Origin of the sequence: Streptomyces sp. NPDC017940, from assembly GCF_044328435.1 — a bacterium.
Taxonomy (GTDB): Bacteria; Actinomycetota; Actinomycetes; order Streptomycetales; family Streptomycetaceae; genus Streptomyces.
Genome location: NZ_JBIRHJ010000022.1, coordinates 1 through 15,758 on the forward strand (window position 1 = coordinate 1; position 15,758 = coordinate 15,758).

Consider the following 15,758-nt stretch of genomic DNA (forward strand, 5'->3'; position numbering starts at 1 on the left):
GCCGACTTCCAGGTCAAGATCCGCGGTTTCCGTGTCGAACTCGGTGAGATCGAGGCGGCCATCGCGTCGCACTCCGACATCGCCCAGGTCGCAGTCGTCACCCGCGAAGACCAGCCCGGCGACAAGCGCCTCGTCGCCTACGTCATCCCGTCGAACGCCGCCACGGCCACCGTGGATACGCCGCAAATACGCCGCTACGTCGGTGAGCGGCTGCCGGGGTTCATGGTGCCGTCGGCGGTCGTGGTCCTGGACGCGCTGCCGTTGACGGCGAACGGCAAGCTGGACCGGCGCGCTCTGCCCGCCCCCGAGTACGGGGCGGCCGGTGCGGGCCGTGGTCCGCGTGACGGTCATGAGCAGGTGCTGTGCGCGGCCTTCGCCGAGGTGCTCGGCGTGGAAAAGGTCGGGATCGACGACAGCTTCTTCGACCTGGGTGGCCATTCCCTGCTGGCGACCCGCTTGATCAGCCGCATCCGCACCCGCCTGGGGGTGGAACTGCCGCTGCGCGTCCTCTTCGAGGGGCCCACCGTGGTCCGGCTGGCCGAGCGCGTGGGGCAGGCAGGTGCGGCCCGTACCGCGCTCGTGCCGATGGAGCGCCCGGCCGAGGTTCCGCTGTCGTTCGCTCAGCGTCGGCTCTGGTTTTTGAACCGCCTGGAGGGCGAGACGTCATCGACGTACAACCTCCCGATCGCCCTGCGCCTGACCGGAACCCTGGACCGTGATGCCCTCGCCGCGGCTCTGTGTGATGTCATCAGCCGCCATGAATCGCTGCGGACCGTCTTCCCCGAGAGCGCCGACGGCACCCCGTACCAGCACCTCCTGGACGCCGACGATGCCTGCCCGTCCCTGATGGCGGTACCGATCTCTGAGGCGGCGCTCGCCGAGGCGGTGGCCACCGAGACGTCGCGCGGTTTCGACCTGACGTCCGAACCGCCGCTGCGCGCCTGCCTGTTCGCGGTGGACGGCGCCGCTCACGTCCTCGTGGTGGTACTGCACCACATCGCCGGTGACGGCTGGTCCTTGGCGCCCCTGGCGCGGGATCTCGCCGAGGCGTACGAGGCACGGAGCGCCTGCCGCGCTCCGGAGTGGCAGCCGCTGCCGGTGCAGTACGCCGACTACGCGCTGTGGCAGCGCGAGCTGCTCGGCGACGAGTCCGACCCGGACAGCCTGCTGAGCCGACAGCTCGCGTACTGGAGGACCCAACTTGACGACCTGCCGGAGCAGTTGAACCTGCCCACCGACCGGAGCAGGCCCACGGCGTCTTCGCACCGGGGCGAGCTCGTGGAGTTCGCCCTCGACGCGGAGCTGCACGGGCGCCTCGCCGGGCTGGCCCGCGAGTCCGGCGCCAGCGTGTTCATGGTGGTGCAGGCAGCCTTCGCCGCACTGCTGTCGCGGCTCGGCGCGGGCACAGACATTCCCATCGGTTCTCCGGTGGCAGGCCGTACGGACGAGGCGCTCGACGACCTGGTCGGGTTCTTCGTAAACACCCTCGTGCTGCGCACCGACGTCTCCGGTCACCCCACCTTCCGTGAACTGGTGGAGCGGGTCCGCGAGACCGACCTGGCCGCGTACGCACACCAGGACGTGCCTTTCGAGCACCTCGTCGAGGTCGTCAATCCCACCCGCTCCACCTCCAGGCACCCCCTGTTCCAGGTCATGCTGACCTTCCAGAACAACGCCCGTGCCGACATGCAGCTGTCCGGTGTGACGCTGGAGCAGCAGGACACACCCGCCGACACGGCGAAGTTCGACCTGTCGCTGAGCGTGTACGAGACGCAGGACGCGGACGGCGGGGAAGCAGGGCTCAACGGCGCCTTCGAGTTCGCGGTCGACCTGTTCGACCGGGTGACGGTCAAGAGGATCGCCGAGCGGTTCGGGCGGCTGCTGTCCGCCGCGGTGGCCGACCCCGACCGGCCGGTCGGGGAGCTGGAGATCCTGTCCGCCCAGGAGCACGAGGAACTGCTGACCGGCTGGCAAGGGGCTTGCGAGGACGTCACGGAGCGGACCCTGGTCGACCTCTTCGAGGGTCAGGTGGCGCGGACACCTGGAGCGACAGCCCTACTGTTCGAGGGAGTTGAACTCAGCTACGCGCAGCTGAACGCGCGCGCGAATCGCCTGGCCCGGTACCTCATCGGGGAGGGCGTGGGGCCCGAGGCCACGGTGGCCCTGGTGTTGCCGCGCTCCGCGGACATCGTCGTGGCGATGCTGGCGGTGCTGAAGGCGGGGGCGGCCTACCTGCCCGTGGACCCGCGGTACCCGGCCGAGCGCATCGCCCACATGCTGGCGGACGCCCGGCCCGCGGTGGTGCTTACCACAGCGGCCGAGCGGGACCGCGTACCGCGCGCTGCGTCTGTCCTGGAGGACGTGGCCGCGGCGGTCGCCCGCGAGTCCGGATCGGACGTGTCGGACGACCACCGGCCGCGCCCCCTCCTGCCCGGCCACCCCGCGTACGTGATCTACACCTCGGGCTCCACGGGCCAGCCGAAGGGCGTCACGGTCACACACGCGGCGGTCACCGGCCATCTGCGCTGGATGGCCGAGGAATACCCGCTGGACGGCACGGACCGCGTGCTTGTGCGGACCGCGTTCAGCTTCGACGCGGCGGTGTGGGAGACCTGGCTGCCGTTCCTGTCCGGGGCCGCCGCCCACGTGGTGTCCGACGAAGTGGCCACGGACGCACACCAGTTGGCCGATCACATCAGTGACCACGGCATCACCGTCGTCCAGGTCGTGCCCTCCTTGCTGTCCGAGCTGTGCGCCGCCGCCGTCGCGGCGGGCGGCACGTCCGTGCTGCGGCGGGTATTCGTGGGAGGCGAACCACTGCCCGCCGCCCTGGCAGAGCTCGCCCAGGAAACGTGGCACGTACCGTGCGTCAACCTGTACGGACCCACCGAGTCCACGGTCCAGGTCACCCACCACGAGGCGCGGATCGGCACCCTGGGCGCCGACGCCCGCGGTGACGCGTACCTGCCGGTGGGACGCCCCGTGCGCAACGTCCGCGCGTATGTCCTCGACGACCGGCTGCGACCGGTGCCCGTGGGCGTCCCCGGCGAGCTCTACCTCGGCGGGGACCAGTTGGCGCGCGGATACGCGGGCCGACCCGGCCTGACGGCCGAACGGTTCATGGCCGATCCGTACGGGCCTCCAGGCGCCCGCATGTACCGCACCGGTGACCTCATGCGCTGGCGCCGCGCCGGCGACCTGGAGTTTTTGGGGCGCGTCGACGAGCAGGTCAAGCTGCGGGGCTTCCGGGTCGAACTCGGCGAGGTGGAGGCGGTGCTGACAGCGCAGTGGCAGATCGCCAGCGCCGCCGCCATGGTCCGCGAGGACCGGCCCGGCGACCGGCGTCTGGTCGCGTACGTCGTGCCCGCCGACGGTACCGCGCTCGACCTCGCCGAGCTGCGGGGTCGCCTCGCTTCCGCCCTGCCGGACTTCATGGTGCCGGCGGCCCTGGTGGCCCTGGACACCTTCCCCCTCACCTCGAACGGCAAGCTCGACCGGCGGGCGCTGCCCGCCGCCGAAGTGCGGGCCGGCACCGGGCGCGCCCCGCGCAACCCCCAGGAAGAGGCTCTGTGCGGCCTGTTCGCGGAGGTCCTCGGCGTGACCGGGGTCGGGATAGACGACAGCTTCTTCGACCTCGGTGGCCACTCGCTGCTCGCCATTCGCCTGCTCAACCGCATCAGAATGGTGTTCGGCGTGCGGGTCTCGCTGCGGGCGCTGTTCGAGGCGCCCACCATTGCGCGCCTCGTCCAGCGGTTCGACGGCGACGACATGGGCGACGGCCTGGCCGTACTGATGCCTCTGCGCGCCGACGGCAGCCGGCCCCCACTGTTCTGCATCCACCCCGCGAGCGGTCTGAGCTGGGCCTACGTGGGCATGTTGCAGCACCTCGGCCCCGACCAGCCGGTGTACGGGCTGCAGGCGCGCGGCATCGCGGAGGACCAGCGGCTGCCGGGCTCCCTGGAGGAGATGGCCGCCGACTACGCGGAGCAGATCCGCAAGGTCCAGCCCTCGGGCCCGTACCACCTCCTCGGCTGGTCCTTCGGAGCGCTCGCCGCGTACGCCGTCGCGACGGCCCTTCAGGAGCAGGGTGAGACGGTCGTCTACCTGGGGCTTCTCGACGGCTACCCGCGCGACGACGAACCGGACGGGCCGCATGGCCTGGACGAGCCGGACGGGCCGGACGGGCCGGACGAGGTGACCATTCTGCAGGGGCTCCTGCACGACATGGGCATCGACGACGACCTGCGCGACGACACCGTGCCGCCGCTCGCCAAGGCCGCGCAGCTGCTGCGCCGCCAGGGCGGCGCGCTCGCCGGACTCGACGAGAAAACCCTCGCCCGGGTCGCGGCCGTCTGCGCCAACGGCATGAGGGTCTCCGCCCGCTTCCGCCCCGCGGTCTTCCGCGGCGACATGGAGTTCTTCACGGCGGCCCATGGCCGCCCCGACCGGCTCGACGCCCACGCCCTGTGGGCCCCGTACGTGGAGGGACACATCACCGACCACTTCGTGGACTGCACGCACCTGGAAATGGTCACGTCGGGTCCGCTCAAGGAGATCTCCGTCGCGGTGGCGGCGAAGCTCGGCGCACTCACGGCGGGCACTGACCGGCTCGCGGGCGAGGCTCAGAAGCTTGCCGGGAACGAGGAAGGCCAGTGACATCCTCCACTCGACAGCGGGAGCCGCGCCGCAGCGACGTGTCCGGCACATCTGGCACATCTGGCACGTCAGGCACTTCTGGCACGCCCGATGCTTCTGGCACGCCCGATGCGTCGGTCGCTCCCGGCAAGCCGATACGGCGCCTTCTGGGCTGCTGCCGCCGCTACCCACGCACCATCGCCTTCACCCTTGGCGCCACCGTGGCCGCCATCGTGGCCGCGGCGGCCGTGCCGCTGATATCCCGGGCCATCGTCGACCGGGTGATCCTGGCGGACGAACTCCCATTGCTGCCCTTCCTGCTGGCGCTCCTGGCGGCCGGCATCGCGCGCTTCGGTGCTGGCGCCGCCCAGCGCAGCCTGGCGGCGCGACTGTCCTGCGACGTCCAGCACGACCTGCGGATGCGCACCTTCACCGCGCTCTCCCGCCTGGACGGCGCGGCCCAGGACGCCCTGCAAACGGGCCAGGTCGTCAGCCGGTCGATCTACGACCTGTCCATGGCGCAGGGGCTGCTCGCGATGCTGCCCACCATCCTCGGCAGCGTTCTGTTGCTCGTCCTGTCCCTCGCCGTCATGCTGGCCCTGTCGCCGTTGCTCACCCTGGTCATGCTGCTCGTCCTGCCGCCTCTGCTCTACACGGCCTGGCACAGCAGCAGACGCCTGTACCCAGCCACCCTGGAGGCGCGGCAGCGCGAGGCGGCCGTCGCCTCGGTCGTCGACGACGCGGTCGCCGGCGTCCGCGTGGTCAAGGGGTTCGGGCAGGAGGACCGTGAGCTGCGCAGGCTCGGTGCCGTCGCGAACGCCTTGTTCACCGCGCGGCAGCGGGTCGTACGCCTCAACGCTCTGTACGGGTCGACCCTGCAGGCCCTGCCGCTCCTGGGTCAGGTCGGCATCCTCGCCACCGGGGGCTGGTTGGCCTCGCGCGGCGCCATCTCCCTTGGCACGTTCGTCGCGTTCTCCACCTATGTGGCCCAGATAGTCTCGCCGCTGCGCAGCCTGGCTACCGTGGTGACCAGCCTCCACCAGGCGCGGGCCAGCGTCGTCCGGGTCTTCGAAGTGATCGACACTCGCCCCGGCATCACGGACCGCCCCGACGCGCGACAGCTGCCGCCGGGTCCTCTCGGTATCGAGCTGACCGACGTCACGTTCGGATACGAGGGTGAAGAGGCGCACCACGACGGGGAGACACGCGTGGACGCACGCCCCGTGCTGAGCGGGCTCTCCCTCTCCGTCCGGCCGGGCGAGACGCTCGCCCTGGTCGGTGCGCCCGGCTCCGGCAAGTCCACGGTCTCGCTGCTGCTGCCGCGCTTCTACGACGCGCGGGGTGGCGCCGTGCGCGTCGGAGGCAGCGACGTGCGGGACCTGGCCCTGGACTCGCTGCGGTCCGCAATCGGCCTGGTCCCGGAACACAGCTTCCTGTTCTCCGGCACCGTGCGCGACAACATCGCCTACGGCCGCCCCGAGGCCACGGACGCCCAGATCACGGCGGCGGCAAAGGCGTCCGGCGCCGACGGCTTCATCCGTGAACTGCCCCACGGCTACGACACCACCGTCGGCGAACGCGGCTTCACCCTCTCCGGCGGCCAACGGCAGCGGGTCGCACTGGCCCGGGCCCTGATCACCGACCCCCGCATCCTACTGCTCGACGACGCCACCTCGGCCGTCGACTCCCGCACCGAGGAGGCGATCCACGCCGAGCTCCGGCAGGTCATGCGGGGCCGGACCGCCCTGCTCGTCGCCCGCCGCCGCTCCACCCTCCAACTCGCTGACCGCATAGCCCTCCTGGAGAACGGCAGGGTCGGCGACACCGGCACGCACGACGAACTCATGGCGCGCTCGGCGGCGTACCGGGACCTGTTCGCGTCCACCGCCGCCGCCCCGGACGACGAGGAAACCGGACCCCACGACGCAGCAGCCCACACGGCCGCTCCGTACAACGAGTTGCTGCCCTTCGGCACCAGCCCGACCCTCACCGCCAAAGCTCTGGAGCGGGACGCCGCCGCCCCGCCGCAGCTCGCCGCACTCGCTTCCACCGCCACCGCGCCCGCCCCCGAAGCGGAGCCCGGCTTCGGCCTGCGCGGTCTGCTGCGCCCCTTCCACCGCGCGCTCGTCCTGGGGGCGGTGTTCGTCCTGCTCGACGCCATGGTGAGCGTGTTCATTCCGCTGCTCATCCGCACGGGCATCGACAACGGCATCCAACAGGCCGCGTCCCGCGTGGTGTTGGCGACATCCGTGGCCGCCGTCGGCATCGTGCTGGTCGGCTGGGCGGTCAGCATGGCCCAGATCAGGACGAACGGCCTCCTCGGCGAGCGCCTCCGCTACGTGCTGCGGCTGCGCGGCTTCGCCCATCTGCAGCGCCTCGACCTCGCGTACTACGAACGCGAGTTGTCCGGCCGGATCATGACCAGGATGACCGCGGACGTGGAGTCGGTCGCGGCGTTCGCCCAGACCGGCTTCGCCACCGCGGCCGTCAGTGTGATCTCCACCCTCTCCGTGCTGACCGTGCTGCTCGTCCTGGACTGGCGGCTCGGCCTGGTGGTGTGCGCAGGCCTGCCGGCCCTGGTCGGCGCGACGGCGCTGTTCCGGTGGGTGGCAGCGGGAGCATACGGTGCCGCCCGCGACACCTCCGGCGCGGTCAACGCGGAGCTGCAGGAGCACGTCGCGGGCCTGCGCATCGCCCAGGTCTTCCGCCAGACGGAGCGCGGCGCCGACCGGTTCGCCGACAAGAGTGCCGCCTACCGCGCGGCCCGCTTGCGCGCCCAGCGGCACGCGTCAAGTTACTTCGGTTTCGTGGAACTCCTGCCGGGCGCGACCGCTGCGTGCGTCTTGGCCTTCGGCGCGGACCGGGCCCGTGATGGCGGCCTCACCATGGGCCTGCTCGTGGTGTTTCTCCTCTACGTGGATGTCCTGTTCTCCTCCGTGCTGCAGCTCTCCCAGGTCTTCGACGGCTATCAGCAGGCGTCGGTCGGGCTCAGCCGCATCCTGGACCTCTTCGGCACCCCCACCGGCACCCCCCGAGCCCCACAGCCGCTCCCCTTAACCCGGTTGAAAGGCGCGATCGACTTCGAAGACGTACGCTTCCGCTACCCCGGTGCGACGCGCGACGCAGTGGACGGGGTGCGCCTGAGCATCCCGGTCGGCCGGACCGTGGCTCTCGTCGGAGAGACTGGCGCGGGCAAGTCGACACTCGTGAAGCTGGTCGGCCGGTTCTACGATGTCACTGCGGGTGCCGTACGCGTAGACGGGTATGATCTGCGCACGCTGGAACTGGGGGACTACCGACGGCGCCTCGGCATTGTTCCACAGGAGCCGCACCTGACGGGTGGCACGGTATACGACGCCATCGCGTACGGTCGTCCTGGAGCGGCCGAGGGCGAGGTGGAGGCGGCGGCGCGCGCCGTCGGAGCTCACGAGCTGCTCTCCCGGCTCCCTGGTGGCTACCGGTACCCCGTCGGGGAGGGAGGCCGCACGCTGTCCGCAGGCCAGCGCCAACTCATAGCCCTCGCTCGCGCCCAGTTGATCTCGCCGGATGTGCTGCTCCTCGACGAAGCTACCTCGGCCCTGGACCCGGTGACCGAAGCAGCTGTCTCCGATGCTGTAGCCCGGCTTACCGAGGGTCGCACATCCCTGATTGTTGCCCACCGACTCACCACCGCTGCCCGCGCGGACTACATAGTCGTTTTGGCGGATGGCGCCATTGCTGAGGAGGGCACCCACACGGAGCTCCTCGCCCGCAACGGCCCCTACGCCCGTCTGTGGCTGGCGCACTGATGGGTGTCAGTTACCTCTTTAGTTGCAACACTAGAAGGTCGTTGACCTGTTGTGTTGCAGATCAATAGGTAGTGTGATGTCTCATCAATGTTGCGGTGACTGCCCTCCGTTGACCTGCGGTGCCGCAAGTCGACTGCAACGGTTTCTGGCCCCTGTGCAAGCCGTTTGAGCTGCAGTTCCGCAGGTTGGGTGAGACTGCCGCAAGTGCAATGAGAACGCCTGCTATGGCGCTGCTAGGGGAGTGCCCCCAGGACGTTGATCATGGCCGTCCGTCTGAGCGTCAGCTGTCCTGGTGTCGTTGGCCTGGGGTGCTGGCATGTGGGGCCCTGCTGTCGGCCCCCGCTTCGTTGTGGGCCGGCAGGGCGGCCGCAGATCGCCTTGCCGTTGTTGGGGGTGGTGTCATCGAGGATGCTCGGCACCGATTTATCGTCAAGTTGACGAATATCGGGGGTGGGTGGCATCCTGCACCCAGCGGCGTGCCGGCGGATCACAGGCCTGCCTGGCAAGGATCTTCCGGTGGAGAAGAAGGCGTGAACAACACGAGCGCTCAGCACTACGATCGTCAACTCCAAGCAGCTCTGGCGCAGATCAGGCACTGGGGAGCCGTAGCGGTTGTCGGGGCAGGCATGTCCTTCGCCGGATATCCCATGACTGCCGGGCTCAATCCGCTGCTGTGGCAGGCCCTGGACGCCTGCGATCCCGCACGGCACGCCACCGCCCATGCCCTGGGACGACCACCCGCTCGGGCCAAGGAACTGGTCGGCGACGACTGGGCCAGGCTGCACCTCGGCTACCAGCAGTTGCGCTTGCACCCGCAAGCCCGTGCTGCTTTCCAGCATGGCTTCGCGGCCCTCGACAGCCAGCGTCAGCCTGCGCCCGCACACGAGGCCATGGCGCGACTGATGCACCACGGGTTCATCGAACTCACCGTCTCCTTCAACTGGGACACCGCGGTCGAGCGGGCCTGGGCCGCCCGCTACGGCACCCCTCTGCCCACCGCCGCGGCTCAGTTCATCAAACCCCACGGCAACGCCGCAGACCCCGAAACCGACTGGATCCTGCCCGACGAGCCCGGTCTGGTCCCACCCCCGCTGGCCGACCGGGTGCGTGCCATGCTGACCGAACGCCCCCGCGTCCTGCTGATCGTCGGTTATTCCGAAAGCGACGAGGACGTCGTCACCCAGCTGACCGGCCCCGCAGGACAGCAGTGGCCCGTTGTCCGCATCGGCCCCTCCGCCACCGGCCCGCTGGCCGTCACCGCTCCCGCCGACAACGCCCTGCCCGACCTCGCCGCTCACCTGGTACCCGAACCCGAACTGCCCGGCTGGCGCTGGATCGACTACCGCATCCAGCGGGACATGGGCGCGGCTCTGCGCGGCTACCGACTCACCCCCCAGGACACCGAAGCCTGCCCGCAGGCTCCCGAGGTCGCCGCCGTCGCCCAGCGGCTGACCACCGCGGATTTGGCCCGGTTGCAGGCGACCAGCGGCTGCGGCAAGTCCGTCACCGCATTCCAGGCCGCACGCCAGCTCAACCACGAGGGCTGGGAGGTCGTAGAACTCGCCGAGGCCGGCGTCGCCACGCCCCAGACCGTTCACGCCCTCGCCGGTACGCGCTATCCCACCGTGGCCGTCGTCGACGACGCCCAGGCGCTGCCCCCGGCCCTCCTCACCAGCCTGGAACGGCTGGCATCCTCCCGGCTGAAGATACTGCTCGTGCACACGGTCGACGAGCAGTCCATGCCGGCGGATCCGGCCACCGTGCAGATGTTGCCCGGCCGTACCGTCCACCTTCTGGCTGAACACATCAGCGTTCACCAACACGATCTGCTGCCTGTGCTCTCCCAGCTCGACGACCGCCTCGGGCTGAGACCGTTCACCACCCCCGTCGACGAGCGGCTCAAGGAAGCACGGCAAGCCAGCCGCCCCTGGCAGTTCATGTTCGTCCTGACCGGAGGCGAGCGCCGGGCCGCCGACGACGTGGCCCTGCTGAAGGAGCACGACCACGCGGACCTGCTGCTGGCCGTGCTCGCCGCGCAGCAACTCCTCTCCCTCGACGCCGGAACCGACCAAACCACGCTGATCTTGCTGGCCAGCCGCAGCCTGCAACGCTCTGAGGACTGGGCTCAACGAGCACTGGCCGTCCTCATCGAACGCCGCCTCGCCCTGCCAGGCGAACACACCCGCACACCGCACCAGCGCTTCGCGGCCCACGCTCTGCGGGCCGTGCTGCGCACCGAAGACCAGCCCGACGAACAGCTTCTGCACCACCTTCGCCATCAGATGTGCGACCGGGCCACCACGCTGGGCGGCATCCACTGGCTGCTGGACGACCTCTCCCACGTAGACCAAATCCGATACGGACAACGCCGCCTTCTGGACGAAGAAACCGTTCAGACCCTGATCGACCGCTGTATCAGCGCACCCCGGCCGGAACGGGCCACAGCCGCGATCGTCCTGTGGGACATCACCCGATGGGGCGACGCGGCCCAAGACCAGGTCCTGGCCCACCGGACCACCATCGCCCACTGGATCGGCGAGGCCACCGCCCACGAGGCGCTGCCGCTGCACTGGACGGCCAACGGACTGCGCTCCACCACACGCCGCGAAAGCGCCTGGGAGACCACCGCTACACAGATCCCACCCCTCGTGTTCGCGCACCGCCTGAACGCGGGACTCACCGCCGCGTCCGCATATTCTTGGGCCGAACTCCTGGGAGAGCTTTGGCAGGTCGTGTCCGAAGTGTGGAAGCAACAGTGCGTGGCGGGCCTAGACAGAGAGACTCTCCTGGCCTGCGCCCGCGACCTCAGCGAGTACTCCGTCCACGGTTACATCGAACTCGCCACCAGGTGCGCGGAAGTCGACATTGACCTCTACCTCGCCCTGCTCGACGCGGCGGCGCCGGCCATCAGCAACCTGCTGACCACCAAGCCCGGAGAGGCACTCAACAACCTGTTCCACTTCTTCCTGTTCACGTACTGGGCCGGCGATGGGCCCCAGGACGATGAACCCGAGAGCGACGAGCGGCGGAAGTTCATCGCGTCGGCCACCTCCGTGGTCCGCCGCATCATCGACGACGCCCGCTGGCCCCAGGCTGCCGCCGTGGTGAACACCGGAAACGTGCGCTCATGGCAAACACTGGACAGCCTGGGCCACTGGCTCCACAGCCATGCCCCCGCGGCCTACGAAGAGTTCACGGCCCACATCGACCTCAGCTCCCTGGACGCCTCGACCATGGGACTCTGGCAGGACATGGACGACCTGCGCCCGCTGCTGCAGGCCCTGAGCTGTGACCCCAGCCGGGAGCCAGGCCGCAGCTGGATCACCACCCACACAGACACGATCGCCACCATGCCCAACTGGGCCATCGCCATCTCGCCGGACGCTGCCGCCATCCTCGCCCAGAACGGCCGGCACCTGTCCCTGGGCCTCGATGGCACCTTCTGGGACCGGTCGGCCGAAGCCCTTCAAGCCCTCACCCACGTGGACCGGCCAGCAGCCGTCGAACTGCTCCGGCGTAACCGGTCGGCCGAAGCCCTTCAAGCCCTCACCCACGTGGACCGGCCAGCAGCCGTCGAACTGCTCCGGCGTAACCGGCCGGCCCTCACCCATGCTCTGACGGACAACCAGTTCCACTCGCCCGACGGACTGGGAGCGTTCCTGCAAGCAGCCGACGCATGCGACTCGAACACGGTGGACGCAGCCCTCGCGGCCCTTGAACCTGCCGCAGTTGACAGATCCTGGCCAGCGCTGCTGGAAGGAACCGACCCGCAACGCGCCGCCGCACAGGTACTGATCACCAGAACCGCGCATGTCCCCGGTCCCGTGGGGGACGTAGCGCGACAGCTCCGGCCGCGGCTTTCCGCCAGCCACCGTGACCAGCCAGCCTCCCCGGACGGAACCGACGCTGACCCCCAGTGACCAACGAGAGCGTTCCGCGTCCTACGTGGGCCTTGGGATCGTCACCCAAGATCGAGGGGCAGACCCTCGCAAGCGTGCCGGTGGGGACCTTCAACCAGCCTGACGGCGACTGGTTGCGGTCAACTTCGATCGCCACGATCAAAGGGAACTCGAGCCGAGCCACAGCCGGATACTCCTGGGAAATCACCGGGTTGGCGATGTCGAAAGCGGACAGCCCGGCAGCCAGCCCGGGGCTGTACCCGTTCCTCGGCGGCTACCAGGTCACACCTCCAGCAGGGTTTGTACCGCGATCAACTGGCACTGGTCGCGCAGCGGGAGAGCGACAGCGGACCCCGCTGTCAGTGGCGGCTGTCAGGATCTGCCGTCATGGGTAAACGGCGAAGTGCTACCGAGGTGGCTGCAGTTCGGGCTCGGCTGAAGGCCGAGTTCGTGTCCAACCTGTCCAGCCCGGGTATGGCGCTGGAGGCCATGCCGCTGTCTTCCACGGACCGGTGCCAGTGGCACTGCTCGGCGGAAGGATGTGGTCACCAGTGGCCCGCCCGGTTGCAGTTTCGCACCCGTACCGTCAAACCCTCGGGGTGCCCTGAGTGCTGGAAGCGCCGCAACCGGGCAGCCGGGCCGGGAGAATCGCTGGCCGAGCTGAATCCTGTGCTGGCGCGGCAGTTCCGCCGCAACCTCAGCCGTCCCGACCGTGGTCCGGACACCCTGCGCCCGCAGTCCCATGACCTGTGCGAGTGGGAGTGCGCTCAAGGGCATTTCTGGCCGGCGACACTCGCCAACCGCACCAATGGACGCGGCTGCCAGGACTGCACCGGCCATGGCCGCTCCCCGTTCGAATGCAACGTCGCCATGCTCGTCGAGGCCGCCACTGGGCTCAGCGTGGAACTGGACCACCGCCTCCGCCTGCCCGGGCGCCGTCAGGACCGCTTCGACCTGTATCTGCCCGAGCCGGCCCCGGGCCTGCTCATCGACCTGGACCCGGAATGGACCCACAACAGGCCAGGAAGCCTGGAACGTGACACCGCGAAGACGATGGCAGCACTCGCCGCCGGACTCGACGTGGAACGCATCCGAAGCCGCGGGCTGCCGCCCGTCCCGGTGCATGGCCTGGCCCACCATGAGGCCGGGCCGGGGGTGAATCCCGAGGACTGGGCGCAGGCGGTGGGTGTCGTACTGCGACGCCGCGGCCTTTCCTGGCGACAGCTCACACCGGCGGAGGTCACCGCGGCGCTCACGAAGGGTGCGCAGCTGTGGGAGAGGGCTGTGGCCGGCCCCGAGGTGTCGGCGGTGGACGTGGTGCCCCACCTGGAGGAGGAGTTCGTAGCGAACCTCACCAACCCGGCAAGGCCCCTGACCGGATGCCGCCCGGCTGCAACGACGTGTGTCTGTGGCGGTGCCGGAAGCCGGACTGCGGCTACGAATGGAAGGCCGTACTGAACAGCCGGGCACTTGCTGGCCGCGGCTGCAGCCGGTGCGGTCACGCACGGGTGGGCGCGGCAAACAGCAGGCCCGGCCCCGGTGAATCACTCGCCGAGGTCACCCCGACGATGGCCGAAGAACTCATCGAGATCGTCGGCCACCCCGGCTGGACCGCGTTCGACCTGCTCCCCACGTCGAACAAGACATGCCAGTGGAGGTGCCCCGAACCACACTGCCGCTTCGAATACCCCGCCCCTCCAAACCGCCGCACAGGCCAGTCGAGCGGATGCCCCCGATGCGCCCGCCGACGCACCGTCGCAGCCAGGGTCCGCCCCAAGCCCGGCAAATCCCTGCAGGACGTGCACCCTGCCCTCGCCGACGAGCTTGTCGAAGTGATCGACGAGGCGAACCTGACCGCGAAGGAGCTCAGACCGAGCTCCACCAAACTGTGCCGGTGGGCCTGCTCGAAGCCCGGCTGTCCGGGACGGTGGAAAGCCACGCCTGATCAGCGGTCCCGCCGTGGCGGGACCGGTAAACGCTGCCCAGCATGCCATCCGCCGCGCAAAAGCCGCACCCAGCCGTAAGCCCGGCCTGTGCATCGCGCCTTCTCACCGTGATGCCGGTCATACCACATCAGCGCGTCACGTCGCCGTCCGCCTCGGCCGCTGGCACCCCCACCATGAGGACTGCAACAGGCCCCATCCACCTTCTCCTTGCCTCATTCAGCCGAGAACCCCTCTCGGACCGGCACTAACGCGGTGTGCAGACCGCTGAAAGGCGGCACCTGGGAGCCCGTTCTTCCGAGAAGATGGAGTAGGGCGGTGGGCGGAGCCTGCCGGAGCGGATGGGAGAGCTGGTGGGGGACTACGACTACGCAGCCGCGATGACGTATGCACGGGAGCGCTTGAGCGCACTGGGCGTGACCGCAGAGAGCGGAAACCTCGCCAACGCCGCCGCGGTCGGTATCACCGAGTTCGTCTGGCGCAACGGGCCCATCGAAGACGCTCACGCGGGAGCGAGGGGACGGCGCAACAAGCTGCACGATGGCGTCATGTTCGCCCGCAACACCTGGGTCTACCACCAGGCCCTCGAAGCGGTGAACAGTCCCAAGCAGTACGCGCTGCTGCGGTTCGAGAAGCGCATCCTCGACCGCGAGCTCGTCTGGCCCGGCACGTCCGGCACGCTGACCCAGTTCGGATACGGCGCGCTCGGCGAGATCAAGAAGCACGTCAAGAAGTCCATCGACTACCTGATGTACCTGCAGGAGACGTTCTCCTCCGAGGAGTTCCTCCTCCTTGCCGCGCTTCAGGGCTTCGGTGCCTCTGACCACTTCGGGATGCCCGCATGGGAGCCACGGGTACGTGCCGCCATGGACCGACTTCGCGGACAGGATCCCGCCTTCGTGGAACGCCTCAGGGCTGTCGACAAGATCGACTTCTCCGAGATCCTGCAACGGGCCCCTGCCATCGTTCATGACGATCTGCCTGAGGTGGAACGAGCGCTCCTGAACGCACCGTACGAGCTGGGAGCCGAAGCGCTGGACTGGTTTGCCTGGAACCCCGTGCTCGACCGGGATCTTTGAGGCCTCGGATGAGCCCGTTACACGGGCTCAGGTGTCGCGTTCGTGCGCGGAGGCACCGCTGCTGAAGCGACAGCGCGCCACCCCGCCGCGGGCAGCGCCGCTCACCAGCTCCTGTTGCCCGGGTTGGAGGAGATGCCATGATGCCTGCTGCGCGTGCAACCACTGCCGGGCCTGGTCTTCGTCCGGTGCGCCGGTCCACCACACCACACCTTCGGGCAGGCCATGGAGATGATGGCGGGCGGCCCAGTAGTACCGCTGCCAGTCCAGTGGCCAGGGCGGGTTCCACCAGGTGTCCAGGGCAGTGAGCCGCCGGCCGAGATGTCGTCGCCTAGTTTTTCTGAGTTGTTGCTGTGGCTGTGAGCTGGGGTTTCTCAGTTCTTATGGGTGATGTTCGTGTGCCTGGGGTGCTCGGAT

The 15,758-nt window shown here is 69.5% G+C and carries 6 protein-coding genes; all 6 read left to right on the forward strand.

The genetic code is table 11. The features are described from left to right. Window positions 1-4,656: amino acid adenylation domain-containing protein (locus tag ACH4DX_RS35570; protein ID WP_398158129.1), on the forward strand; the 4,656-nt coding region annotated here is incomplete at its 5' end. 200 nt (window positions 4,657-4,856) lie between these two features. Then, on the forward strand, window positions 4,857-8,423 hold the full coding sequence (locus ACH4DX_RS35575) for an ABC transporter ATP-binding protein (RefSeq protein WP_398158130.1): 3,567 nt from the start codon (window positions 4,857-4,859) through the stop codon (window positions 8,421-8,423). A gap of 530 nt (window positions 8,424-8,953) precedes the next feature. Further along, window positions 8,954-12,343 (forward strand): hypothetical protein, encoded by a 3,390-nt coding sequence (locus ACH4DX_RS35580; RefSeq protein WP_398158131.1) that lies wholly within the window; start codon window positions 8,954-8,956, stop codon window positions 12,341-12,343. A gap of 429 nt (window positions 12,344-12,772) precedes the next feature. After that, window positions 12,773-13,780 (forward strand): zinc-ribbon domain-containing protein, encoded by a 1,008-nt coding sequence (locus ACH4DX_RS35585; RefSeq protein WP_398158132.1) that lies wholly within the window; start codon window positions 12,773-12,775, stop codon window positions 13,778-13,780. Beyond that, entirely contained in the window at window positions 13,702-14,346 is a 645-nt protein-coding gene (locus tag ACH4DX_RS35590) for a zinc-ribbon domain-containing protein (protein WP_398158133.1), read from the forward strand. The genes ACH4DX_RS35585 and ACH4DX_RS35590 overlap by 79 nt, the downstream gene beginning before the upstream one ends. Before the next feature lie 272 nt (window positions 14,347-14,618). Next, window positions 14,619-15,344: a hypothetical protein gene (locus ACH4DX_RS35595; RefSeq protein WP_398158134.1), complete on the forward strand. Its 726-nt coding sequence runs from the start codon at window positions 14,619-14,621 to the stop codon at window positions 15,342-15,344. Window positions 15,345-15,758 lie beyond the last annotated feature (414 nt).